Here is a 24,067-nt window from a genome sequence, read left to right as displayed (position 1 = left end):
GGATCATAACCAAAAGTTATTGTGCGCTACCACTCGCGTAAAATAGTCTATTGATATAGTGGACTATTTGTATATTAGATGACTAAACCCTCTTTAACAACAAGATCTGCTTATGACGTCAACCAACTGTTTCCGCCTGCTGGCCCTCCTGCTATGCGCCAGTGGCACCACCATGGCGCAGGAGAAGAAACTCCTCGGCTACACCGACAGCGCCGCCATCCAACAACTACACCTGGAACGTGACTTTGATAAACAACTGAGCAGCAGTCATATAGGTGAAACCATCCGGGCATTATCTGCTCACCCACATCCCCTCGGCTCTGCCAGGGGCAAAGCTGTAGCAGAAGACATCCTGCAACGCTTTAAAAGCTATGGCTGGGACGCTGAAATAGTGACTTACCAGGTATTATTCCCCATGCCCAAAGAGCGCGTGCTGGAGCTAACGGCTCCCACTACTTATAAAGCCGGACTGAAAGAACCCGCCCTGAAAGAAGATGCTACCTCCGGCCAGGAAGGGCAACTACCTACCTATAATGCCTGGAGCGCCGACGGCGACGTAACCGGATCGCTGGTATTTGTTAATTACGGTCTCCCGGAAGATTATGAATACCTGGACCGCCTCGGCATCAGCGTAAAAGATAAAATAGTGATTGCCAAATACGGGCACTCCTGGCGGGGCAGCAAACCCAAAGTAGCACAGGAACACGGCGCTGCAGGCTGCATTATCTACTCCGATCCTAAAGACGATGGCTACTATAACGGTGACGTATACCCCAACGGCGCTTTCAAAAATGAATATGGCGTACAACGCGGTTCTGTGATGGACATCGTGATTTATCCCGGCGATCCGCTCACACCCAATGTGGGCGCCACCGCCAATGCCCGGCGACTGGAACGCCTGCAGGCTCCTAACCTGCTTAAAATTCCCGTGTTGCCTATCAGCTACCACGACGCCACGCCTTTGCTGAAAGCACTGGAAGGCCCCGTAGCACCGGAAGAGTGGCGGGGCGCGTTACCATTCACCTATCATATTGGCGGCGGACCAGCCAAAGTACACCTGAAGCTGGCGTTCGACTGGCAAATCCGTCCACTCTATAATGTAATTGCCAAAATAAAAGGGAGCGAACAGCCCGACCAGTGGGTGATTCGTGGTAACCACCACGATGCCTGGGTTAACGGCGCAGCTGATCCCATCAGCGGACTGGCCGCCTTACTGGAAGAAGCCAAAGCTATTGGAGAGCTGCATAAACAAGGTTATCAGCCACACCGCACCCTCGTATACTGCGCCTGGGACGGGGAAGAGCCCGGCCTGCTGGGATCTACCGAATGGGTGGAAGATCATGCCGCTGAATTAAAAGAGAAAGGAGTAGCCTATATCAACTCCGACGGTAATGGCCGTGGTTTCCTCAGTGCCAGTGGCTCTCATGCCCTGGAAACGCTTGTCAACGAGGTGGCCCGGGATATTACCGATCCTCAGACAACTGTCAGTATCCTGGCCCGCAAACAAGCTGCCGAGGTACTTAAAGCCGGTACTGCCAAAGCAAAGAAAGAAAAGCTGGCTAAGCAAGGGATCTCTATTGGTGCTATGGGCTCTGGTTCGGACTATTCGTCTTTCCTGCAGCACCTGGGAATACCTTCCCTGGACCTTGGTTTTGGGGGAGAAGATGCCGGCGGCGAATACCACTCCATCTACGATTCTTACGACAACTACCGACGATTTAAAGATCCTGGCTTCAACTACGGGGTAGTACTTTCTCAAACAGCCGGGCATACAGCACTGCGTTTAGCCGATGCCGTTAATCTGCCATTCGACTTCCGCAAGCTCTATGAAACAGTTAACAGTTATGTAAATGAATTGACTGAGTTGACCAGCAATATGCGGGAATCTACCACTATCAATAATCAACTGATCCGGGAGCATAAGTACGAACTGGCAACAGATTCTGCGGTGCATTTGTCGCCTCCGGCAGTGAAATCGGAAGTGCCTTACCTGGACTTCTCTCCGTTACAAAACGCCTTAATTGGACTTGACTCTTCTACTGCTACCCTGGCTAAAAAGCATCCTGCCGGCGCAGGGGTGAATAAGGCCCTGTATCAGGCGGAGCAACAACTACTCAACGATAAAGGATTGCCTGCACGGGCCTGGTACAAACATACCCTGTATGCCCCTGGCTTTTATACCGGCTATGGTGTTAAAACTATTCCTGGGGTGAGAGAAGCCATTGAGCAACGCAGATGGACAGAAGCGCAGGAACAAATTGGGGTAGTGGCAGCGGCTATCAAAAGGTTGTCCGCATACCTGGATACGGTATCCCGCGGTTTTTAGTCTGGTACAGGATTATACTGATTAAACTGATTTTTATTTTTTGATTTTAAAAGATAAAAAAATTAGGGAAGATAAATGCGGATAACTGCATCTATCTTCCCTAATCTCTTTTAATCAAAAAATAAAAATCAGTTTAATCAGTATAATCCTGTACCAGACAACATTCGCGCGCTATCGCCCTACTGCTGCTTGTTTGAGGTAGTCTTTCACCCCGTCCACGATTTTCTCCACCATCAGCTGTTGAAAAGCGGGTTGTAATACCTTTTCTTCATCGCCGGGGTTGCTGAGAAACAAGGTTTCTATCAGGGCATCCGGAAACTCTGTGGGGTTATTCAGGATAAAATTGAAGTCTGCATTATTGCCGAAATCACGCAGCCCGGTTTCCAACATGCGAGCGTGAATAGCTGCGCTGAGCGGCTCACAGAAAGGATGCTTGTAGTAAGTGGCAGTACCATTTACATCTACCGGGTTTACGGAAGAGTTAAGATGAATGCTGAGCAACAGGTCAGGATTAGCGCGGCGGAAGAAAGACAGGCGATCTTCATTGGCAACAAACTTTTCTGAATACCGCGACATGATTACGGTGCCACCTTCTCTTTCCAGCAAAGCTTTTAGTTGTAATGCCAGGGTCAGCGTAAGATTTTTTTCCACGGCACCGGTAAGACCCGTAGCGCCAGGATTATTGCCACCATGGCCCGGATCAATGCCAATCACGATATTTTTCAGGGATAGTTTTTCCGGTACACGTTTAACCCTCACCGTTATACGGTTATTTTCATAGTATACCTGGTAACCCCAGGGCGCGTGTTGCAATGAAATAACCAGGCGACAAACATCTGGTGTAGGTTGTCCCCAGGCAATAGACGTAATTTCTTTGGTGTTTTGCAGTACAGTGCTGAGCCCTTTTTCTGCATAGGCACCATGAATATCCAGGATGATTTTTTTCGAGGAAACCAGTTGGGTAGACGTATAGGGCAGCTTATCCGACAGGGCTACGGAAACATAGTCGTAACGGTCATCTCCCCATATTTTAGCATCGTCCGCAATGCTTACGGGTAGCTGCTCCTGTGGTATTTCTGTATCTACCAGCGGCTCTGGTATAAAGGCGGTGGCTTTGGAAGATAGCCTTACTTTATAGTAGTCATTTTGCCTGCCTATAATATGTAATAACACATCTTTATCAAGATAGCCAATCTTATCCGGGCCGAGGCGGTCGCCACTGGGGCTGGAAGTAAGATAGGTCATGTTATCGATGGTGCGGCCGGTGAAGGGGATTTCATTGTGCATCACACTATAGCGGTAGGGACTACCCAATACGGCCGTTTCTCCATCGCGATTGCGCAGGCGCACCAGGATTTTTCCGTTCAGCAAAGAGTCGGCAGGCTGTATAACATAGCTGCCGCTATAATAGCCCCTTACGCCGCCAGTTTGGGAAGCGGGGAGTTCTCGCAGTGGCACATTGTTGAACCAGCTGGCTTCCTGACCAGGATAACCTTTCATTTTGATGCGAAGGGTATCTCCTTCGGAGAGTTGCAGGTTGCCGCCGGGGGATATCTCTATATAGTCAATACGAAAAACGGTGGTAGCAGTAGGTGCAGGTGGCGGATTATAATAGAAAGTCAGATTTCTCGTGTAGGTTTCTCCGTTAGGAGCATCTACCCTGACAGCAAAACTACTTCTGCCGGTGGGGAGCTCATATTTGGCGGCGAATGTACCGGTGGAGTAAACATGCACGGTATCATCATTGATACGGACTAAACAACCGGCACAGGTGCGGCCTGCGATAAACTGTTTGGAGCTACTTACATTGATCTGATCCCGGGAAGGCTGACTAAGCTGGAGTGTTGCCTGGCTGCGCGCTATAAAGGGGATACAAAGTACAACAATAACAACCTGTAGGAAATGCTTCACTGATACCATAATAACCTGTCATCAATATCTTGAAAGGGTGTAAAGATAAGCAGGTGAGGGGAATAGGAGGAAAGCTTTTAGTATTTAGCTGTTAGCTTTTAGCAAAATGCAGCGAAAGGATAATAACATAACATCCTCTCCGCTGCATTTTGCTAACAGCTAAAAGCTAACAGCTAGAAGCTGTATTTATTGTCTGCAATCAGTTTGTCCGCAATTCTTCTGCGGGCTTCTTTTGCATTAAAGGAGGCCGCTTTGGTAAAGCGTTTGAGGCCTAAGAGCATCATACGTTGTTCATCGCCTTCAGCAAAGGCGTTGATAGCATCTTTACCGGATTTGTTGATACGGTCGGCCGCATCATAGATAAAGGTGCGTACAATATCTGCCTGGAAGGAAGCGGCGCTTTCTCCTTTGGCCTTGGTCAGTTTGATCAACCGCAGGAGGGCACTTTCTGCCACAAAAGTTTCAATGGCCATATCTGCAATGTCCATGAGGATTTCCTGTTCACTTTCCAGCTTCATCATCAGCTTTTGTGCAGCGGCGCCGGCAGCCATGAGGATGGCCTTTTTGAAGTTGGTGATCAGTTTTTTCTCTTCGGCAAAAGGTGTTTCATCGTCGTTGCCAAAGTCTGGGATACTCATCAGTTCCTTCATCACGTTCATCGCCGGTGTCATCAGGTCCAGCTTGCCTTTCATGGCGCGTTTCAGCGTCATATCCAGGGTCAGCAAACGATTAATTTCGTTGGTACCTTCAAAGATGCGGTTGATACGGGAATCCCGGTAAGCTTTAGAGATGATGTATTCATCGCTGAAGCCGTTGCCACCGTGAATTTGTACGCCTTCATCCACTACAAAGTCCAGCACTTCGGAGCCGTTTACTTTCAGGATGGCGCATTCTACGGCATATTCTTCAGCGGCACCCAGCAGGGCTTCGTTGAAAGGTTTGCCGGCAGCGAGTAATTCTCTTTCTTTATCATCTATCAACTGGGCAGTACGGAACAGCGCTGATTCAGAAGTCCAGGTACGGATGGCCATTTCCGCCAGTTTATGCTTGATAGCGCCGAAGTTGGCGATCGGTTGTTTAAACTGTGTGCGGGTATTGGCGTATTGTACGGAGGTGTTGATACATTTTTTGGAGGCACCCAGTGCAGCAGCACACAGTTTCAGGCGGCCGATGTTCAGGATGTTGAAGGCAATCAGGTGACCTTTACCAATTACGCCCAATACATTTTCTGCAGGGATTTTAGCATCCTGGAAATAGATCTGGCGGGTAGAGGAACCTTTAATACCCATTTTGTGTTCTTCCGCGCCCAGTGTAAATCCAGGAGTACCTTTCTCTACAATGAATGCGGTAAATTTATCGCCGTCAATTTTGGCAAATACGGTGAATACATCTGCAAAGCCGGAGTTGGTAATCCAGCTTTTCTGACCATTCAGGATATAGTGTTTACCATCTTCCGTTAATTTGGCAGTGGTTTTGGCGCCCAGTGCATCAGAGCCGGAATCGGGTTCAGTGAGGGCATAAGCGCCTTTCATTTCACCGGTAGCCAGTTTTGGAATGTATTTTTGTTTTTGTTCTTCAGTACCAAAGTAGAGAATAGGCAGGGATCCAATACCGGTATGTGCGGCCATGGCAACAGAGAACGAGTGACCAGCACCTAATCCCTCGTTGATAATGGTAGCTGTTACAAAGTCTTTGCCCAGCCCGCCGTATTCTTCGGGGAACGAAGCGCCCAGCAGTCCCTGTTCACCCGCTTTCTCCAAAAGCGCCTGCATCAATCCTTCTTCCTGCTTGTCGAGTCTTTCTACAATTGGTGTTACTTCTTTACTGATGAACTGGTCTGCCATGTCTTTGATCATCAGCTGCTCTTCCGAAAAGTCTTCGGGGGTAAACACTTCCTCAGGAGCACTTTCCTTTACCAGGAATTCTGCGCCTTTCAGCGCAGTCTTATTTTCAACTGTTGCGTCCATGTTACTGAATTTTTGGTAGTTCTGTAATTTACTGAAAAAAGCAGATACGCGAATTTTGTCTTTACCAGGATTATGCTGATTATGCTGATTTTGGGATTTCTTTAAGATTTATAGGGATGATTTAAAAGCGTTTAAAAAATCATTGCGAATATATCGCAGGTATTTTCCCTCATCTTTTAACTTCTTTCCTGGAAAATCTTTTAAAAAACTAAAATCAGCATAATCAGCATAATCCTGGTAAAGACAAAAACTCGCACCTTTGCGCATTATTCACTATCATTGTCGCCCTTTATGCCCGATTTCTATCTGTCATATCTGAAAAGCCGGTTTCACGGCACCTGTGAAGGTGCGGGCAGCGAGCTATTGATTTGTTTGCATGGATTTGGTGAAAGTGCGGCACATTTTCACCCGCTGGTGGCTACGCTGGGAGATACCTTTACCATTGTGGCGCTGGATATGCCTTTGCATGGCGGTACCCAATGGGAAGAACCCCGGGTGTTTGAAAAAGATGACCTGGTGGCACTGATACAAATGGTACTGCAGCAACAGGGAAAGGAAAGATTTTCTCTAATGGGCTACAGCATGGGCGGGCGCTTGTCGCTGTGTGTGGTGGAAAGAATGGCCGATCGTATTGATCATCTCATCCTGGCGGCGGCCGACGGACTAAAGAATAACCCCTGGCATATGTTTGTTACACAAACTACAGTAGGGAATAAAATCTTTAAGTACAATACCCACCACCCGCAGTTATTTTTTGCCTTGTTACATACCTGGCGCAAATTGGGATTCCTGAACCAAAGCATCTACAAATTTGCCCTGCACAGGATGAATGAACCGGAGAAGCGGGCGATGGTCTATAACATATGGACCAACCTGCGGCATATGATGCCGGATAAAAAACGTTGTAAACAATTATTATCCCGTTATAACGTTTTAACCCTTCTGATCTTCGGGAAATATGATCGTGTGATTCCCCCGGTGTTAGGAACCCGTTTTGTGGATGGATCTTTTCCCTGCAAAACATTAATACTGGAAAAAGGGCATCAGCTGATATCGCCACAGTTGGGGCTCATCATCAAAACAAACCTTTAAACCCGGATGTACATTTTTGTAGTCATAGTAATTGGATTGGCCTTAGGGTATGGTATACTGATGCTTTGGTATAACCTGGGCTGGAAACGATTGAGAAAATTTGGGCCCGAGGTGCATGCCACCGGGCACACCCCGGTAACGGTGATTATTCCTGCCAGGAATGAAGCGGCTAATCTTCCCCCGTTGCTGGAGGCTTTGCACCGGCAAAGCTACGATCCGCGCTTGCTGGAAGTAATTATCATCGATGATTTCTCTACAGATGATACGGCCGCCATTATCCGCGATTATCCGGCAGCAAATATTCACCTGCTGCAGTTGAGCGAACATCTCGATAAAACGGAACGACTCAATTCCTACAAGAAGAAAGCGATTGAAATAGCGATCTCTAAAGCCAGTGGCGACCTGATAATTACTACGGACGCCGATTGTGTGATGGGACCACGCTGGATTGAAATCATGGTGCAATACTATGAGCAATATCGACCAAAGTTCATTGCGGCGCCAGTGAGCTTCTATAAAGAGCATAACTTCTTTAAAAGGCTGCAGTCGCTCGACTTTATGACCATGCAGGGCATTACGGGCGCATCGGCAGCACTAGCTTCCGGTACCATGTGTAATGGCGCCAACCTCGCCTATGAGAAAAAGGCGTTTTATGAGGTAGGAGGCTTCAAAGGAATCGATAATATCGCTTCAGGAGATGATATGCTGCTGATGTATAAAATTTATAACGCCTACCCCGACGGGGTGAGGTACCTGAAATGTGAAGAGGCCATTGTACGCACCCTGGCGGTAGATACGCTGAAAGACTTCATGAACCAGCGTATCCGCTGGTCGTCAAAAGCAGATAAATATGAAGATAAACGGCTTACCTGGGTGTTGCTGTTGGTTTATCTTTTCAATGTGGGCTTGCTGGCGATGGCGGTAATGGCGCTTTTCCTGCCGGCATGGTGGCCCTGGTTCCTGATTATCCTGTTATTTAAAGTAACGCTGGAACTCTATTTCCTGCTGCCGGTAGCACGGTTTTTTAATAAAACAGAGCTGCTACTGTGGTTTATTCCCGGGCAGATATTTCATATTCCTTATATTGTAATTGCAGGCTGGCTGGGAAAGTTTGGTAGTTATCAGTGGAAGGGCCGCCAGGTAAACTAAACATACTTCCTTTGTCAAATATGCAATCTTCCTGGAAACGATTACGCCGTAATAAAGGCGCAGTGGCTGGTTTGCTGGTTATTGTGCTATCGGTATTTATCAGCGCCACGGCTTATTTGATTGCGCCGGACAATACGCCCGATGCCAACAGGATGGTATTGGAAATAGAAGGACAACATCCTGGTTTCGGTATCACGATGCTGGCTATACGTAAAGACATGACTGTAAAGCCCACCCCTGTTTATGAGCGGGTGATATCCGGGCAAAAGCCTGTTCAAACCTGGATACCGGTACGCGCCTGGCAGTTCAGAGACAGCGTATTGGTGGTACAGCGTTATGTGGATGAATCTACCAGCCGCGAAGAAATTTATCCGCTCACAGATATCTGGTATGGAAAAGGGTTGGCGCCGGCAGGGCGCTTGTCTGACCAACAGTTGCAGGCGCTTATTCTGCAGGAGCGGCTGTTGCACCGTACTTACTGGCTGGGTACTGATAAGTTTGGCCGGGATATTTTAAGTCGTTTGATTATTGGTACGCGGGTAAGTTTGGGCGTGGGCTGTATTGCGGTGGTCATTTCCCTGAGTATAGGTGTGTTATTGGGCGCGGTGGCGGGCTATTTCAAGGGCCGTACCGATGATGTGGTGATGTGGTTGGTGAATGTGGTGTGGTCTATGCCTACGTTGTTGCTGGTATTTGCGTTGACCCTGGCGCTGGGCAAGGGATTCTGGCAGGTATTCATTGCAGTGGGGTTAACAATGTGGGTGGGCGTGGCCCGTATTATCCGGGGGCAGGTGTTGGCGATCCGGGAGTTAGAATTTGTAGAAGCTGCACGGGCATTGGGATACAACCATTTGCGGATTATCACGAAACATATTTTGCCCAACATTATGGGGCCAGTAATGGTGGTGGCAGCGGGTAATTTTGCTACCGCCATTGTGGTAGAGGCGGGGCTGAGTTTCCTGGGGGTAGGGGTACAACCGCCGCAACCCTCCTGGGGGCTGATGATCAAGGAAAATTATAACTTCATTATCACGCATAATCCACTGCTGGCACTGGCGCCGGGGGTAGCTATTATGTTGTTGGTGCTGGCTTTCAATTTATTGGGTAATGGTCTCCGCGATGCCCTGGATGTGAGAAGTAAAATTTGATTTGCATATAAAAAAAAGCTAATTTCATCTTCCATATACACTTGAAAAAATGTTATTGAAAACCTTTTTCCCTGCATTTTTAGCTATTGCCCTGGTTAGTTTTTCTGCCTGTAAGAAAAAGAATAAAGGAGGCGATCCTGCGCCCGGTACGCAGGAGGAAGCATTGGCATTTGAACTGCCTGAAATCCAGGTAGGCAAATACAACATGGCACAAGACAGTACTTATGGGTTGAAGGTGAATATTACCTCCAAACTGCCTGACAAAGGCGTGAAAGTCACCTTGAATGTGGTAACGGAAACAGGCAATATACCTTTAGGTCAGGACGCCGTGGCGGATGTAACAACCACGCCGTTTACCATTACCCTGAAGCACCTGAAACCATTGAAAACATACACTGTAACGGTGACGCTGGCCTCCCTCGGTAATGCCGGCAACGTAGCTACCCCTAAAGTGTTTTACCTGACCAACAAGTCTGCTGAGTAAACGGGTATCTCAAAATCCATCTCCTCCCGAATCTAAAATTGTGTAGGTTTGCAAGCTCGCAGACAAAGGAATCGTTTATGCAAATTGCTGTTAATGCCGCTTGTTTACGACAGGATATGCCTGCCGATACCGGGAGAGTGGCTACGGAGATAATATTGGCGATGTGCCGGCAACAGCCTGGTCATCAGTTTACATTATTTTTTGATGGAGAGATACCCACCGGATTGGCTTTCCCTGCCAATGTGACCAAGGTCCTGTTGCCCCTGAAGGGGAATAAGCCGTGGCATCTGTATTGGTGGCTGGAGTGGCAGCTGGTACGGGCTATGAAGCCTTTTCGCCCGGACTTGTTCCTGGGGCTGGATGGCGCATTGCCTTTGCGTAGTAAAATCCCTGCTGGTTTGTTGGTAAGGGATCTGTCCTTTTTGAAAGATGCGGGTTTGCAATCCGGCGCCCGGCAACGTGCATTGAAGAAGAATACGGCCAAATACCTTGCTACTGCGAGGAGGATAGCCGTATTATCTGATACCACCAGGGAAGAAGTGATTCGCTATGCGCCTGCCGTAAAAGAGAAGCTGGCCAGGCTGGATACAGGTGTAAGCCCCTTGTATAAGGCATTGGAGTGGGAGCAGCGGGAAGCGGTGAAGAAAGCCTTTACCGGTGGGGCTGAATATTTCCTGGTAACGGGTAGCTTGCATCCCCGTAATAATATTATTCCGGTGCTGAAAGCATTTTCAGCCCTGAAGAAACGGCAGCGCAGTAATATCAAGTTGGTGCTGGCCGGTAGTATTACCCCTGCAGGTGCCGACATTGCGTCGGCTTTGCAAAGTTATAAGTTCCGGCAGGATGTGGTAATAGTGGAATCCGCGGACGAGGATACGTTGGCCCGGTTAACGGGGGCCGCTTATGCCATCGTGTATCCGTCGAGGTTTGAAGGGTTACCGCTGCCTATTTATGCTGCACAGCGTTGTGAAGTGCCGGTAATTGCGCTGGACAGCGTGGCTGCCAGGGAAGCCGGAGGCGATACCGTGCTGTATGTGGATCCTGCAAGCCTGGACGACCTGTCTGAGAAAATGAGTCTTTTATATAAAGATGAGCAACTAAGAGCCAGACTGCTGGCCAAAGCGCCTCCCCGTGAACCATTTACCAGCTGGGAGCGTGCTGCAGAGCAGTTGTGGGCGCATTTAACCGCATAATTCCGGCCCGGCGTCTGAAAATCAGTAAATGATGGCTAAATTTGCGCTTTAATCGATAAACATGAGTACTACATCTACCATAAAGATCCAGGTAGGACTGGACGATCAGAAGGTGCCCGAATCAATAGAGTGGAGCGCTACCGATAATAGAGACGAAAAAATGATCAAAGCCAAAGGGATGATCGTATCTTTCTGGGATCCGGCTGAAAGGGCTGCCCTCCGCATTGACCTGTGGACAAAAGAGATGATGGTAGACGAAATGGCGGATTTCTTTTTTCAGACCATGATGACCATGGCAGATACTTATGCCAGGGCTACTCCTTATAAAGACCAGGCAGATGAACTGCGTGCTTTTGCGAAAGACTTCTTTAAGAAGTTCCAGGATAAGCAGGCCGCTGAAGGACAATAATCCATTAAACCTTACCATATGTCATTAGAATTAAATATCAACGCAGAAATCAAAGCTGCGATGCTGGGTAAAAAAGAAGCTGATTTGCGTGCGCTGCGTGCTATCAAGGCTGCTATATTAGTGGCTAAAACAGCGGAAGGAGCTAGTGGAGAACTGACAGCTGCTGACGAAGCAAAAATTTTGCAGAAGCTGGCCAAGCAAAGAAAGGATTCCCTCGAAATTTTCCGTACCCAGAACCGTGAAGACCTTGCTGTAAAAGAAGAAGAAGAGCTGGTGGTAATTGAGCGCTTCCTGCCCAAACAGATGAGCGAAGCTGAATTACGTACAGCCATTGCAGATATTATTATTTCCACAGGCGCCAGCTCTGCCGCCGATATGGGGAAAGTAATGGGTGTTGCCACCAAACAACTGGCAGGTAAAGCCGATGGAAAGGCTATTTCCGCGCTTGTTAAAGAACTGCTTAGTAAGTAATCTGACAGGAGTGTTGCCATTTTTTGATCGGAAAAGGGTTCTTATCAAAAAATGGCGGCTCCTATAGCTCTATCATGCCTATAGACATTATTTTCGCTATTATCATGGTGTTTGCCCTTTACAGGGGGTATACCCGTGGATTGATAGTTGCCTTGTTTTCGCTGGTAGCTGCGATACTGGGATTGGCCGCTGCACTGAAATTATCGGCCGTTACCGCTTTATATGTACAGCAGCATTGGGATATGCATTCCCGTTGGGTACCCGTGCTTTGCTTCATTTGCCTGTTCCTGGGAGTAATCCTGTTGGTTAGGCTGGGAGCCGGGATGTTACAGAAGCTGGTGGAAGCCGTGATGTTGGGCTGGCTGAATAAATTGGGGGGAATACTGTTGTATAGCGTTATATTTATAATAATTTATAGTGTAATGTTATGGATGGCCAACCAGGTATATTGGCTGAGCCCTGAAACAAAGGCCCAATCTGTTGTGTATCCGTATATAGAGAATATAGGCCCGTGGGCATTGGATCATATTGGAACAGTGATACCGATTTTTAAGAATATGTTTGCCCAATTGGAATCTTTTTTCGAGACAACGGCCCGGCATATTCAACCTGGGTAACTCGTTTCAAAGATTATTTAGATTAATAAAAAGAATTATTTTAGCGTAAAATTGACTTTCAAGATTTGGCAATGGATTACGAAATCAAAACACAGGGTAAGTTTAATTTTATAGAAGAAGGAGAAGGAGAACCACTGGTATTATTGCATGGACTTTTTGGTGCTTTGAGCAATTTCTCGCACATGATCGAGTATTTCAAGCAATACAACAAAGTGGTAATCCCGATGTTACCCCTGTACGATTTGAACATCCTGGAAACATCGGTAGGGGGATTAGCCAAATATGTGCATAAGTTTATTGAAGCCAGGGGATACAAAGATGTAAACCTGCTGGGCAATTCACTGGGAGGTCATGTGGCTTTGGTATACCTGCTGAAACACCCTGAAGCAGCTGTTAAATCGCTGACCCTGACCGGCAGTTCCGGCTTGTTCGAAAACGGAATGGGCGAAACCTATCCTAAACGCGGTGACTATGAGTACATCCGCAAAAAAGCAGAACTTACTTTTTACGATCCGAAAGTCGCTACCAAAGAGCTGGTAGACGAAATGTTTGAAATAGTGAACAATCGCCTGAAAGTGATTAAAATTATCACGCTGGCTAAATCCGCGATACGCCACAACCTGGGCGATGAGCTGAAAGATATCAAACAACCAACTTTGCTGATCTGGGGTATGAACGATACCGTAACACCACCCATGGTCGGAGAAGAATTTAAAAAGCTGATACCTAATTCTGAGCTGCAGTTCATCGACAAATGTGGCCACGCTCCTATGATGGAAGTACCCGATGAGTTCAACAAAATTCTGCATACTTTCCTGGAGAAGCTGAAGTCTCAACCGGCCAGTTAAACCGGCCTTTATCCGCACCCGGACTACTGTACCAAAAGGTGCAGTGATTTCGCGTACATGTAATTTCTTTTTCTGTTGGCATATTCTTTCGTATTCTTGTGTAAGAATACGCGACACATGATTGCCAGAGAACTCATATCATCAGTACCTGTCCTGCATCCTTCGGATACAGGAGCAAAGGCGCTGCGTTTGATGAATGAATATCATCTGACGCAACTACCCATGGTAGTGGATAGCAAATACCTGGCCCTGGTGGAGGAAGACGAGATCATGGATCTCGAGGATCCCGATGTACCGCTGGAATCTACCGCGTACGGAAGCACCCGCCCGGCTGTCATGGAATATGCTCATCTGTTTGAAGCGCTGAAACTTTTTTACGATTTCAAATTATCTGCCCTGCCGGTAGTCACAAAAGAAAATGAATACCTCGGTATCATTACAAAAGATAATCTCCTGGCTGCACTGGCAAGATATAACGGCGTAAAAGAGCCCGGCGGTATTATCGCATTTGAAGTAGATCCGCGCGATTACGCCCTCAGCGAAATTGCCCGCATCGCAGAATCAAATGATGTAACCCTGCTAAGCGTTAATACCATCACTAATCCCGTAACCGGGAAACTGGAAGTGGTACTGAAAACAAACAGACAGGAACTACAAGGCCTGCTGGCCACCTTCGAAAGGTTTAACTACGTCATTAAATACGTGTTCGCAGAAGAACCGGAAGAAGAATTGCTCAAAAAGAACTACGACCTGCTCATGAATTATATCAGCATGTAGTTCCCACTCACAGATTTTATTTTGTTAGATTTATAATGATTAGCGAAGATGGATGCGGATAAAACTGCATGTGTCTTCGCTTTTTATATAAAATCCCACAAACAAAATCAGTATAATCAGCAGCATCCCCCGGCAAAATAATTGCGCTGAGATCATTCGCTTCAATAGCTTTTTGCTTTTCGCTTTCTGCTTTCACCTTTTCATTATATTTGGATATTGTCAACACGTTTTTAAATTTTACAGAGCCTACATGCTGAGACGCTGTTACCTCCTGCTGGCGATGATCTGCCTGTTGGGAATAGTGTTACCGGAAATTGCCAAAGGACAGTCTGCGCCTGCAACCGATGGGGGCTATCTCATCGTACGTAATATTATCGTTACCGGCAATAAACAAACCCGCACCTCCGTCATCCTGAGGGAAATCAGTACTGTGCCCGGTGATACCATCTATCTCCGGGATCTTGCCAATATCCTGGAAGAAAGACGAAAACAACTACTCAACACCTCTCTCTTTCTGAATGTGACCGCAAACATAAAAAACTGGGATGGCGACAATGCAGACCTCGTATTTGAAGTATGGGAACGCTGGTACACGTTTGCCTTTCCCATCTTTAAACTGGCAGACCGTAATTTTAACCAATGGTGGGTAGAGAAAAAACACAGCCTTGACCGTGTTAATGTAGGCGTTAGCGGGACCCAGGAAAATCTTACCGGACGTAATGATGCCCTCAATGCCTCACTACAGTTCGGGTATACCCAACGATTTGCATTACAATATAACCTGCCCTATATCGATAAACATTTTCGGCATGGTATCGGCATCCTCGCTTCCTACAAGCGTAACCGTGAGGTAAACGACAGCACCAACTTCAATAAGCAACAGTTTTTCCGGAAGGACGAATTCCTGCGCCAGGTATATGTGGTGGGCGTTAACTATAGTTATCGCAAAGCGATCAATACCAGGCACCAGGTATTTGTGAATTACAACTACGAAAAGGTAGCCGACTCTGTGGCCATCCTGAATCCCAACTACCTGGGGAAAGGCCGTACGAAAATAAGTTTCCTGGATATCACCTATCGTTTAACCTATATTAAAGCAGATAGCTGGGTATATCCCCTTAAAGGATTCAACCTGGTGGCTGAAGTGGGTAAAAAAGGCCTGGGTCCATGGAATGACATCAACGACGTGCATTTCCGGCTAAATATGGCAAAATATTGGGAGCTGCGCCCCAAAACCTTTATGGCGCTGGGTATACGCAGCCAGGCAAGGCTTTCCAATGATCAACCCTATATCAACCAGCAGGCGCTGGGTTACGGCGATGATTACCTCCGCGGTCTCGAATATTATGTGATAGATGGTACCAGCTTCGCCGTGCTGAAATCCACACTCCGCCGGGAATTAGTGTCATTCAAGGTTAAATTGCCCATTGTACCTAAAAAGTTTAATACCGTTCCGGTGCGCATTTTTGCCAAAGGCTTTGGCGATGCAGGTTATGCTTATAGTAAATTTCCTGGTAACGGAGCGCTCAATAACCGGCTTTTATACACCACCGGCGTGGGTATAGACATTGTTTCTTTCTACGATACCTGCCTCCGGATTGAGTACAGCTTTAACCAGTTAGGGCAAAAAGGTCTATTTTTACACACAAGCGTAGATATGTGAGGAAGAATTACGAATTACGAATTACGAATTACGGATTTGTGGCTAGATCTACCCACAAATCCGTAATTCGTAATTCGTAATTCGTAATTTTTCCCCTGAAGAACCACTTAAAAGAAACATGGAATGCATGTAGCACTATATAGCAGGGGATTTATTACAGAAGATATTGCAAACATCCACTTATTGCTGGAGGAATTGCAGCGGGCCGAAATTGAAGCCATTATTTACGAACCTTTTTATCGCACCCTTCAGCAACACATACCTTTTACCAGTGAGCCGCCATTATTCAGTTCTGCGGAGGATTTGCCGGGGAGAATTGACTTCCTGATGAGTTTGGGGGGAGATGGTACCTTACTGGACACCGTTTGCTACGTACGTGATACCAACATTCCGGTGATCGGTATTAATTTCGGAAGGCTTGGATTCCTGGCCAGTATTGGTAAGGAAGAAATTCATGCATTGGTGCAGGCCCTGCTGAACCGCACTTATGTGGTAGATCAGCGGTCGCTCCTCCACCTGGATGCCAATATTCCCTTGTTCGGGGATGTGCCTTATGCCCTGAACGAGTTTACCATCCATAAGAAGGATACTTCCGCCATGGTAAAAATTCATACTTACCTGAACGGCGAATTTCTGAATACTTACTGGGCGGATGGGTTGATTGTGGCTACACCTACGGGTTCTACCGGGTACTCTTTGAGTTGTGGCGGCCCCATTGTATTCCCGGATGCCGGTAATTTTGTGATTACCCCGGTAGCGCCGCATAACCTGAATGTACGGCCTATTATAGTCCCCAATAACAACATCATTTCTTTTGAAGTAGAAGGCCGTAGCGATCAGTTCCTGTGTACCCTGGACAGCCGCATGGAAACGATCGATAATACCGTGCAGCTGGCGATTAAGAAAGAGGAGTTTAAGCTAAGCTTGCTGCGACTGGACGACAGTAACTTCCTGCATACCCTGCGTAACAAATTGTTGTGGGGAATTGATGCGCGGAACACGATTAAAATATAGAAATGTAAAATATATTGTTACATTTACAAATATATTGCCTGCTGATTGTAATATCAATTATGCCTGTGAATGGAAAAAGGTCTATGCAGGAAGCATAATCATCGGCTATACATTAAATAAATCCGGCATTTTAGCGTTTAAGTAGGACTGATTTTATGCTGAAACCTTTTCTATATCTAAAATACATCACCCTATTGTTGCTGGCAACAGGTTTTGCCAATCGGACAGTGGCGCAGAATGAGTTGTCGTACGTAGGGGAGTTGGGTTTATCTGTTGGCGCGGCGCAATATTTTGGGGATCTGAACACCCGGGGGGCGTTGAATGCGCTGAAACCTGCTGTGGGTATATATTATAGGAAGTATTTGAATGATTATGTTGGTGCGCGGGTACATGCCCGGTATATGCAGTTAGGCTATTCTGATGTGTATAGTAAGAATGAATTCCAACAGCGCCGTAACCTCAGTTTCAATACTAATTTGTATGAGTTGTCGCTGCAGGGCGACTTTAATTTCTTCCGGTTTGAACCGGGGAGTTTATATGAGCGATTTTCTCCATATTTGACGGGGGGCGCCAGTATTTTTTATTTTAACCCGTACACCTACCTGGACGGCCAGAAATATTTTTTACAGCCCATGCGTACGGAAGGACAGGGAACGGCCCTGTATCCGGATCGCAAGCCTTATAGCCTGGTATCCTACGCCTGGCTGATAGGTTGGGGCTTTAAATATAACATCTCCAAAAAAGTGAATGTAGGGTTGGAGGCTTTATATCGTTTTACGCAAACGGACTACCTGGATGATGTAAGCACCACTTATGCAGGGCCGGCGGCGTTCCCGGTGCTGGCCAATGGCAAGCCATCAGTAGCCATGCAATTGCAGGACCGGTCGGGAGCGTATGGTACGCCGATAGGGGTAATGGGCCGTCAGCGCGGCAACAGCCGGGATAAAGACCAGTACCTAACTATCGAGTTAACGATCAGCATTCTTTTTACTTCTTACAACTGTAAATTTTAATTTAAGAAGAAAATACTTTCTGCGGGCCGGCTTTCCATACCTACGAACCGCCCGGATAGGTCTCCGAAATTGCTAAAATCCCCACTGGTATTGATTTCGCTGTTAAAACTACGTTAAAACAACTTCTTGGGCTTTGCCAAAAAAGTCATTACTCTATTTTTGTATCTTTGCACCCTTTTAGGAATAATCTGTTATAATACGCCTGACACAAATGAGCTTGAAGGATAAATTGGACTTACAACGGTTACCGCGCCATATAGCCATTATTATGGACGGGAATGGCCGTTGGGCAAAAGAGCGGGGTCAAGACAGGCTGTACGGGCACCACGAGGGGGTAGAAAGCGTGCGAAATATAGTGGAGACCTGTGCAGAACTTGGGATAGGTTATCTGACCTTATACGCCTTTTCTACCGAAAACTGGGATCGCCCGGTGTATGAAGTAAATGGCATTATGGAGTTACTCGTAAACACTATCCGTATGGAAGTGAATACGTTATCAAAAAATAATATCCGTTTGAGCGTGATTGGCGACATGGACATGTTGCCGCCACAGGCTCAGCGGGAAATGGAAGAGGCTATTGCGCTTACCAGCCAAAATACCGGTCTTAACCTCATTATGGCACTTAGCTATAGTGCCCGGTGGGAAATCGTGAATGCCGCCAGGAAAATAGCCCTGGACGTGAAAAATGGAGCCCTGGACCCTGCAGCAGTAACACCGGAAGTATGGGAGAAATATCTCTGTACCGCTGGCTTACCAGACCCTGAATTAATGATTCGTACCAGTGGAGAATGCAGGATCAGTAATTTTCTACTATATCAGCTGGCCTACGCGGAACTGTATTTTACAGATACCCGTTGGCCGGATTTCCGCAATGAACATCTTTACCAAGCCATCTTAAATTACCAAACCAGAGAACGGCGCTTTGGCAAAACAAGCGAACAAATTCAGCAGAATGAAGAAATTATTTCCTAAGGGCCTTCTGGCTATAGCATTATGTTGCAGTGCAGGCATTCGTGTATCCGCTCAGCAAAAAGATACCGTACCGCCCACGCAGCCTCCTGCTAATCCGCCGGCCGTTTCTCCTATTAGCATGGGAAATCCGCAACAGTACGAAATTGCCGATATCACCGTTGCCGGTACCCAATACCTGGATAAATCATTGCTGCTGTCGCTTTCCGGCCTCAGCGTAGGGGATAAGGTAACTTACCCTGGAGGTGACCAGTTTACCAAAGCTATTCAAAGCCTTTGGTCACAAAGATTGTTTGCAGATGTTACCATCTATGTGACAAAAATTGAAGACAATAAAATCTGGCTGGAAATCGGGTTAACCGAAATGCCCCGTATGTCCTCTTTCTCCTTCAAAGGAATCAAGAAGACAGAAGGAGACGATATCGCTACCAAAGCTACCCTGCGTAAAGGAAGCGTTATTACCCAGGCCTTGAAACAAAATGTGATTGGGGTAGTTCATAAATTCTATGCAGATAAAGGGTTTGGTAATGCCAGCGTGAAAATAGAAGAAAGAGCAGATAGCGGCCAGGTAAACTCCAGGCACGTTATCTTCTACGTTACCAAAGGAAATAAAGTACGCATCGAGAATATCAATATCGTAGGCAACTACAATATTGCAGATGCCAAAATCAAGAAAAAAATGAAGGGTACCAAAGAGCGTTCACGCTTTACCCTGCATCCCGATAATGAACACGTGTATGTAGATTCCCTGGCACAACCAGATGACTTCTGGCAAACCTATGGTTTCCTGCAACCCACCCGTGCACTGGATAAGCTGGACCCTTACTTCCGCTTTAAACTCTTCAGTTCCGCCAAGTTTAATGAAAACAAGTACCTGGAAGATAAAGCTAAAGTGGTAGGCCTCTATAACTCCAAAGGCTATAGAGATGCGGTGCTGGTACGCGATACTACCTACAAATCCCGCGAAAAGAATCTGAATATCGATATGCAGATCTCCGAAGGGAAAAAATATTATTTCGGTGATATCACCTGGAAAGGGAATACCCGCTATAGCGACTCTGTATTGACCCGTATCCTCGGTATCAAGAAGGGAGATGTGTACAACCTGGAGCTGCTGGAAAAAAGAATCGGTAAACAAATGTCACAGGAAGGTGGCGATATCAGTGGTTACTACATGGACTACGGTTACCTGTTCTTCCAGATTGACCCGGTAGAAATAGGGATCCGTGGCGATACCATCGACTACGAAATCCGTTTACGTGAAGGTCCGCAGGCTACTATCAAAGAAGTACGCATTGCCGGTAACGAAAAAACAAACGAACACGTAATCCGTCGTGAATTGCGCACCATCCCCGGTGAAAAATTCAGCCGCCAGGATCTGATCCGTTCTAACCGTGAAATTGCCAACCTCGGCTTCTTTAACCCGGAAAAAATTGGTATGAACCCGGTGCCTAACATCCAGGATGGTACTGTGGATATTGATTATACAGTAGAAGAAAAAGCCAATGACCAGCTGGAACTGTCAGCAGGTTGGGGTGGTTATATCGGTTTAACCGGTACCCTCGGTGTAACGTTCAATAACTTCTCTTTACGTAATATCTTCAAAAAAGAAACCTGGGATCCGTTACCAAGCGGCGATGGACAGAAACTTTCTGTTCGTGTGTCCTCCAATGGTAAAGCTTACCGTTCCTATAACTTCTCTTTCACTGAGCCTTGGCTGGGTGGTAAGAAGAGAAACCAGTTTTCTGTGAGCTTCTATAGCAGCTACCAGAATCCATACGCTTACAACGATTACTACAAATTGCCGGGTGACACCAGCAGATCTACAGATGGTCACTTTAAAGTATTGGGTGCTTCCGTATCATTGGGTAAGCAGCTGAAATGGCCGGATGACTATTTCACCCTGATTTACTCTTTGAACTATCAACAGTATAAGCTGAAAAACTACAACTACTTCGGTATTGCCGGTTTTGAAAATGGTACTTCCAATAACGTGAACGTAAAACTCACGCTGGCAAGATCTTCTGTGGATCAGCAGATTTTCCCGCGCAGTGGTTCCAACTTCATGTTATCTGCACAGTATACGCCACCATACTCTTTGTTTAATCCTGACAAGGACTACTCCAAAGAGCCGGCTTCCAAGCAGTTTAATTTTATCGAGTACCAGAAATACCGCTTTAACGCAGAATGGTATGTGCCTTTGAGCAAACCAATGGGTAGTGATAACAAAACCTTTGTGTTGAAAGTAGCGGCTAAATTTGGTTATATTGGCCGTTATAACAACCGCACCACCTTGTCGCCTTTCGGCCGCTTTGAAATGGGGGGTGATGGTTTGAGTAACTTTGCGATTTATGATCGTGATATCATCTCTCAGAGAGGTTATCCGGTGTATTATACTTCCGATCCAAGTATAAATCCTGAAAACGGTCAGCCAGCTAACTATTCCGGATTCACCGTATTTAATAAGTTTGTAATGGAACTGCGGTATCCGTTCAGTCTGAATCCAAGCTCCACCATCTTTGGTTTGGCTTTCCTGGAAGCAGCGAACGGTTACAAGGATCTCAATGAGTACAATCCGTTCCGTTTACGTCGTTCTGCAGGTTTAGGTATGCGTTTCTACCTGCCTATGTTCGGATTGCTTGGATTTGATTACGGTATTGGATTTGATCGTCTTACACCAGGAGGTGGTCTGAAGGATGCGGCTAAGTTTACCTTTATGCTCGGCTTTGAACCAGAATAATGTGAAAATAAATTATATATTGCAAGTTTAACCGTTGTCTTGGTTTTGCAAAAAAATCTATTGTAGCATGAGAAAACTATTTATTACAGCCGCAATCGTATTGGCTATGGGCGGTGCAGCAAGTGCACAGCGCTATTGTGTGATAGATACGAAATATATACTGGAAAGTATTCCGGAATACAAGGAATCGCAGAAGAAACTGGATGCCGTTGCTGAACAGTGGCAGAAGGAGATTGATGCCAAATTCCAGGAAGTGGATAAGATGTATAAGTCTTACCAGGCCGAACAGGTAATGTTAACAGAAGAATTAAAGCGGAAACGAGAGGATGAGATTGTAGCCAGGGAAAAAGAGGCAAAGGATTTGCAGAAGAAGCGTTTTGGTTATGAAGGCGATCTTTTCAAAAAAAGGGAAGAGCTGGTAAAACCAATCCAGGACAGGATCTACAATGCAGTGCAGAAATTATCTGCCAGCAGGATGTTTGACTTTGTGCTGGACAAGGCCGCAGGTGCCACCGTTATTTTCTCCGATCCCAAGCTGGATAAGAGTGAAGAAATACTGAAATCCCTTGGGGTGAAGAAGTAATCGTGTACCTATTTTTTAACTATAAGTATTTAAATTTTTTTAAACACAGACAACATCATGAAGAAGTACGTAATTATTGCTTTTGTGGCGGTTACCGGTTTGTTCAGCGTGAATGCAATGGCACAATCCAAAGTCGCACATATCAATGCGCAGGCACTGGTAGCCAGCATGCCGGAAGCTAAAAAAGCAGAAACTGATCTGCAGACTTTTGCTCAAAGCCTGGAAGGTGAGGGTAAAACTATGGTGGATGAGTACACAAAGAAAATGAAGGATTTTGATGACAAGGCAGCTACTATGACCGATAATATGAAAGAAATTAAAGGTCGTGAAATCCAGGACGCACAGAAACGTATCCAGGACTACCGTGAAGCTGCTGAACAAAAAGTACAGGCTAAACAACAGGAACTGCTGAAACCTATCTACGATAAAGCCCGCAAAGCCATCGAAGATGTAGCAAAAGAAAAAGGTTACGGCTATGTAATCGACAGCTCTGCTGGTGTATTGCTGGTTTCTCCTGCTGCTGACGATATCCTCGCCGCTGTTAAAACTAAACTGGGCGTTAAATAATTAACTTTTTTAATGTAAAGGTGGGATGCGGCTAGTACTGCATTCCACCTTTACATTTAAGAATTTCAGATTTTAATTTTACTTTCTAAATATTTTCTGCTACCTTTGCCTTCCGTTTTAAAAAACAGTATACTTTTAATTCGGGAGTTCTAGTATAGTACAGGTAAAAACAAAAAAAAGAAATGAAACGTACTTTTCAACCGCATAACAGACGCAGAAAGAGCGTTCACGGCTTCAGAAAGAGAATGGAAACTGCTAATGGCCGTAAGGTATTGGCTTCCCGTAGAGCAAAAGGTCGTAAGAAGCTGACTGTTTCTGACGAGCGTAAGCTGAAATAATTATAGTAGCTAAATACTATTTGCCATAAAAACTTATTCTTTTAAAAAGGAAGAAAGGTTAAAAAGCAGAAAACTTATTGAAACGCTTTTTCGAGAAGGAAAAGCGTTTTCTGTTTTTCCATACCGCGTGGTGTACATGCCCCTCCCGGGGCCATGTAAATATCCTGTGCAGGTAGGATTTAGCGCCGCTACCCGCCGTTTCCCACATGCGGTGGACCGTAACCGCATTAAACGCCTCGGACGCGAGGCATGGCGCCTCCAAAAGCAGGAATTGTACGACCATCTCCTGTCGCAATCCCAACAGCTCGCCGTTTTCCTCATCTACACCGACAAAAAAATAGCTCCCTTTTCTGTCCTGCAAGACAAAATTTCGGTAATTTTAAGGAAACTGCAGAAGGCGGAAATCTAAAAGCAGAAAGCTATTGTAGCGAGTGCTCCTTGCGAATAGTCATACGCTGTGTTCAGTCGCTACAATAACTTTGTGCTTTGCGCTTTATGCTTTCAGCTATTTAAAATTTTCGATCTATGTCCCGTGTTGTGCGCTGGTTGGCTTATCCATTTATTTTCCTGATAAAAATCTATCAATGGTTTATATCTCCCCTATTGGGTAGTAAATGCCGTTATACCCCCACCTGCTCGCAATATGGCCTGGAAGCATTTAAAAAATATGGCCCCTTCAAAGGTGGCTATCTCACCATAAAGCGTATATTGTCCTGTCATCCCTGGGGAGGACATGGATACGACCCGGTTCCCTGAACAATGCTACCGGTTGCCAACTATCATCAAT

24 protein-coding genes are annotated in these 24,067 nt (G+C 46.2%); 21 read left to right on the top strand and 3 right to left on the bottom strand.

The genetic code is table 11. The annotated features are described in order from the left end of the window. Positions 1-112: 112 nt before the first annotated feature. Entirely contained in the window at positions 113-2,326 is a 2,214-nt protein-coding gene (locus tag AC5ZC7_RS28005) for a transferrin receptor-like dimerization domain-containing protein (protein ID WP_496160717.1), read from the top strand. Positions 2,327-2,497: 171 nt separating this feature from the next. Here the strand turns inward: AC5ZC7_RS28005 and AC5ZC7_RS28000 are convergent, their stop codons facing one another. Both AC5ZC7_RS28000 and AC5ZC7_RS27995 read right to left on the bottom strand, forming a co-directional pair. Continuing rightward, entirely contained in the window at positions 2,498-4,237 is a 1,740-nt protein-coding gene (locus tag AC5ZC7_RS28000) for an N-acetylmuramoyl-L-alanine amidase (protein ID WP_496160716.1), read from the bottom strand. Between the two features lie 173 nt (positions 4,238-4,410). Continuing rightward, positions 4,411-6,204, bottom strand: a complete 1,794-nt coding sequence (locus AC5ZC7_RS27995) for an acyl-CoA dehydrogenase FadE (protein WP_496160715.1) — start codon at positions 6,202-6,204, stop codon at positions 4,411-4,413. Positions 6,205-6,495: 291 nt separating this feature from the next. Between AC5ZC7_RS27995 and AC5ZC7_RS27990 the strand changes: the two genes are divergently transcribed. From AC5ZC7_RS27990 to AC5ZC7_RS27945, 10 genes are all read left to right on the top strand, one after another. After that, positions 6,496-7,296, top strand: a complete 801-nt coding sequence (locus AC5ZC7_RS27990) for an alpha/beta fold hydrolase (protein ID WP_496160714.1) — start codon at positions 6,496-6,498, stop codon at positions 7,294-7,296. 6 nt (positions 7,297-7,302) lie between these two features. Then, positions 7,303-8,445, top strand: a complete 1,143-nt coding sequence (locus AC5ZC7_RS27985) for a glycosyltransferase (RefSeq protein ID WP_496160713.1) — start codon at positions 7,303-7,305, stop codon at positions 8,443-8,445. Between the two features lie 20 nt (positions 8,446-8,465). Beyond that, positions 8,466-9,593 carry an ABC transporter permease subunit gene (locus AC5ZC7_RS27980; protein ID WP_496161206.1) on the top strand — a complete coding sequence of 376 codons (1,128 nt, stop codon included), beginning with the start codon at positions 8,466-8,468 and terminating at the stop codon, positions 9,591-9,593. A 49-nt stretch (positions 9,594-9,642) separates the two neighbouring features. Then, positions 9,643-10,077 carry a hypothetical protein gene (locus AC5ZC7_RS27975; protein WP_496160712.1) on the top strand — a complete coding sequence of 145 codons (435 nt, stop codon included), beginning with the start codon at positions 9,643-9,645 and terminating at the stop codon, positions 10,075-10,077. A gap of 77 nt (positions 10,078-10,154) precedes the next feature. After that, positions 10,155-11,270, top strand: coding sequence for a glycosyltransferase (locus tag AC5ZC7_RS27970; RefSeq protein ID WP_496160711.1), 1,116 nt, complete (start codon positions 10,155-10,157; stop codon positions 11,268-11,270). Positions 11,271-11,331: 61 nt separating this feature from the next. After that, entirely contained in the window at positions 11,332-11,679 is a 348-nt protein-coding gene (gldC, locus tag AC5ZC7_RS27965; RefSeq protein WP_496160710.1) for a gliding motility protein GldC, read from the top strand. Positions 11,680-11,697: 18 nt separating this feature from the next. Continuing rightward, a complete protein-coding gene (locus AC5ZC7_RS27960) occupies positions 11,698-12,150 on the top strand; it encodes a GatB/YqeY domain-containing protein (RefSeq protein ID WP_496160709.1) in 453 nt (150 codons plus the stop codon). Between the two features lie 74 nt (positions 12,151-12,224). Further along, complete coding sequence (locus AC5ZC7_RS27955; RefSeq protein ID WP_496160708.1) at positions 12,225-12,767, top strand: CvpA family protein; 543 nt, start codon at positions 12,225-12,227, stop codon at positions 12,765-12,767. A 71-nt stretch (positions 12,768-12,838) separates the two neighbouring features. Next, positions 12,839-13,615 carry an alpha/beta fold hydrolase gene (locus AC5ZC7_RS27950; RefSeq protein ID WP_496160707.1) on the top strand — a complete coding sequence of 259 codons (777 nt, stop codon included), beginning with the start codon at positions 12,839-12,841 and terminating at the stop codon, positions 13,613-13,615. A 117-nt stretch (positions 13,616-13,732) separates the two neighbouring features. Continuing rightward, positions 13,733-14,392 (top strand): CBS domain-containing protein, encoded by a 660-nt coding sequence (locus AC5ZC7_RS27945; RefSeq protein ID WP_496160706.1) that lies wholly within the window; start codon positions 13,733-13,735, stop codon positions 14,390-14,392. Between the two features lie 16 nt (positions 14,393-14,408). On the opposite strand, the gene AC5ZC7_RS27940 is transcribed toward AC5ZC7_RS27945, so the two are convergent. Next, positions 14,409-14,618, bottom strand: coding sequence for a hypothetical protein (locus tag AC5ZC7_RS27940; RefSeq protein ID WP_496160705.1), 210 nt, complete (start codon positions 14,616-14,618; stop codon positions 14,409-14,411). A gap of 24 nt (positions 14,619-14,642) precedes the next feature. On the opposite strand from AC5ZC7_RS27940, the gene AC5ZC7_RS27935 reads away from it, so the two are divergent. The 10 genes from AC5ZC7_RS27935 to yidD all read left to right on the top strand — a co-directional run bounded on the left by AC5ZC7_RS27935 (position 14,643) and on the right by yidD (position 24,036). Beyond that, positions 14,643-16,055: a POTRA domain-containing protein gene (locus AC5ZC7_RS27935; RefSeq protein ID WP_496160704.1), complete on the top strand. Its 1,413-nt coding sequence runs from the start codon at positions 14,643-14,645 to the stop codon at positions 16,053-16,055. Between the two features lie 123 nt (positions 16,056-16,178). After that, positions 16,179-17,069, top strand: a complete 891-nt coding sequence (locus tag AC5ZC7_RS27930) for an NAD kinase (protein ID WP_496160703.1) — start codon at positions 16,179-16,181, stop codon at positions 17,067-17,069. Between the two features lie 155 nt (positions 17,070-17,224). Further along, positions 17,225-18,082 (top strand): type IX secretion system protein PorG, encoded by an 858-nt coding sequence (gene porG, locus AC5ZC7_RS27925; protein WP_496160702.1) that lies wholly within the window; start codon positions 17,225-17,227, stop codon positions 18,080-18,082. 211 nt (positions 18,083-18,293) lie between these two features. Further along, positions 18,294-19,055 carry an undecaprenyl pyrophosphate synthase gene (uppS, locus tag AC5ZC7_RS27920; protein ID WP_477077284.1) on the top strand — a complete coding sequence of 254 codons (762 nt, stop codon included), beginning with the start codon at positions 18,294-18,296 and terminating at the stop codon, positions 19,053-19,055. Continuing rightward, positions 19,036-21,792, top strand: coding sequence for a POTRA domain-containing protein (locus AC5ZC7_RS27915; protein WP_496160701.1), 2,757 nt, complete (start codon positions 19,036-19,038; stop codon positions 21,790-21,792). The genes uppS and AC5ZC7_RS27915 overlap by 20 nt, the downstream gene beginning before the upstream one ends. 67 nt (positions 21,793-21,859) lie before the next feature. Next, positions 21,860-22,375 (top strand): OmpH family outer membrane protein, encoded by a 516-nt coding sequence (locus AC5ZC7_RS27910; protein WP_496160700.1) that lies wholly within the window; start codon positions 21,860-21,862, stop codon positions 22,373-22,375. A gap of 57 nt (positions 22,376-22,432) precedes the next feature. Beyond that, positions 22,433-22,942 (top strand): OmpH family outer membrane protein, encoded by a 510-nt coding sequence (locus AC5ZC7_RS27905; RefSeq protein WP_496160699.1) that lies wholly within the window; start codon positions 22,433-22,435, stop codon positions 22,940-22,942. A gap of 182 nt (positions 22,943-23,124) precedes the next feature. After that, positions 23,125-23,280 carry a 50S ribosomal protein L34 gene (rpmH, locus tag AC5ZC7_RS27900; RefSeq protein WP_012788729.1) on the top strand — a complete coding sequence of 52 codons (156 nt, stop codon included), beginning with the start codon at positions 23,125-23,127 and terminating at the stop codon, positions 23,278-23,280. Positions 23,281-23,293: 13 nt separating this feature from the next. Further along, a complete protein-coding gene (locus tag AC5ZC7_RS27895; RefSeq protein WP_496161205.1) occupies positions 23,294-23,689 on the top strand; it encodes a ribonuclease P protein component in 396 nt (131 codons plus the stop codon). A gap of 116 nt (positions 23,690-23,805) precedes the next feature. Then, positions 23,806-24,036 (top strand): membrane protein insertion efficiency factor YidD, encoded by a 231-nt coding sequence (gene yidD, locus AC5ZC7_RS27890; RefSeq protein ID WP_477077281.1) that lies wholly within the window; start codon positions 23,806-23,808, stop codon positions 24,034-24,036. The last annotated feature ends 31 nt before the right edge of the window (positions 24,037-24,067 follow it).

The sequence above is a fragment of the Chitinophaga sp. 9-1-y genome (assembly GCF_059511905.2).
Note: the sequence above shows the minus strand (reverse complement) of the source record. Positions and strands in the feature narration are given on the sequence as shown.

What these genes read in the sequence shown, in the direction of transcription:
- AC5ZC7_RS28005 (WP_496160717.1), top strand. Translation starts at nt 113, where the DNA reads ATGACGTCAACCAACTGTTTCCGCCTGCTGGCCCTCCTGCTATGCGCC.
- AC5ZC7_RS27995 (WP_496160715.1), bottom strand. Translation starts at nt 6,204, where the DNA reads ATGGACGCAACAGTTGAAAATAAGACTGCGCTGAAAGGCGCAGAATTC.
- AC5ZC7_RS27990 (WP_496160714.1), top strand. Translation starts at nt 6,496, where the DNA reads ATGCCCGATTTCTATCTGTCATATCTGAAAAGCCGGTTTCACGGCACC.
- AC5ZC7_RS27985 (WP_496160713.1), top strand. Translation starts at nt 7,303, where the DNA reads ATGTACATTTTTGTAGTCATAGTAATTGGATTGGCCTTAGGGTATGGT.
- AC5ZC7_RS27980 (WP_496161206.1), top strand. Translation starts at nt 8,466, where the DNA reads ATGCAATCTTCCTGGAAACGATTACGCCGTAATAAAGGCGCAGTGGCT.
- AC5ZC7_RS27975 (WP_496160712.1), top strand. Translation starts at nt 9,643, where the DNA reads ATGTTATTGAAAACCTTTTTCCCTGCATTTTTAGCTATTGCCCTGGTT.
- AC5ZC7_RS27970 (WP_496160711.1), top strand. Translation starts at nt 10,155, where the DNA reads ATGCAAATTGCTGTTAATGCCGCTTGTTTACGACAGGATATGCCTGCC.
- gldC (WP_496160710.1), top strand. Translation starts at nt 11,332, where the DNA reads ATGAGTACTACATCTACCATAAAGATCCAGGTAGGACTGGACGATCAG.
- AC5ZC7_RS27960 (WP_496160709.1), top strand. Translation starts at nt 11,698, where the DNA reads ATGTCATTAGAATTAAATATCAACGCAGAAATCAAAGCTGCGATGCTG.
- AC5ZC7_RS27955 (WP_496160708.1), top strand. Translation starts at nt 12,225, where the DNA reads ATGCCTATAGACATTATTTTCGCTATTATCATGGTGTTTGCCCTTTAC.
- AC5ZC7_RS27950 (WP_496160707.1), top strand. Translation starts at nt 12,839, where the DNA reads ATGGATTACGAAATCAAAACACAGGGTAAGTTTAATTTTATAGAAGAA.
- AC5ZC7_RS27945 (WP_496160706.1), top strand. Translation starts at nt 13,733, where the DNA reads ATGATTGCCAGAGAACTCATATCATCAGTACCTGTCCTGCATCCTTCG.
- AC5ZC7_RS27935 (WP_496160704.1), top strand. Translation starts at nt 14,643, where the DNA reads ATGCTGAGACGCTGTTACCTCCTGCTGGCGATGATCTGCCTGTTGGGA.
- AC5ZC7_RS27930 (WP_496160703.1), top strand. Translation starts at nt 16,179, where the DNA reads ATGCATGTAGCACTATATAGCAGGGGATTTATTACAGAAGATATTGCA.
- porG (WP_496160702.1), top strand. Translation starts at nt 17,225, where the DNA reads ATGCTGAAACCTTTTCTATATCTAAAATACATCACCCTATTGTTGCTG.
- uppS (WP_477077284.1), top strand. Translation starts at nt 18,294, where the DNA reads ATGAGCTTGAAGGATAAATTGGACTTACAACGGTTACCGCGCCATATA.
- AC5ZC7_RS27915 (WP_496160701.1), top strand. Translation starts at nt 19,036, where the DNA reads ATGAAGAAATTATTTCCTAAGGGCCTTCTGGCTATAGCATTATGTTGC.
- AC5ZC7_RS27910 (WP_496160700.1), top strand. Translation starts at nt 21,860, where the DNA reads ATGAGAAAACTATTTATTACAGCCGCAATCGTATTGGCTATGGGCGGT.
- AC5ZC7_RS27905 (WP_496160699.1), top strand. Translation starts at nt 22,433, where the DNA reads ATGAAGAAGTACGTAATTATTGCTTTTGTGGCGGTTACCGGTTTGTTC.
- rpmH (WP_012788729.1), top strand. Translation starts at nt 23,125, where the DNA reads ATGAAACGTACTTTTCAACCGCATAACAGACGCAGAAAGAGCGTTCAC.
- yidD (WP_477077281.1), top strand. Translation starts at nt 23,806, where the DNA reads ATGTCCCGTGTTGTGCGCTGGTTGGCTTATCCATTTATTTTCCTGATA.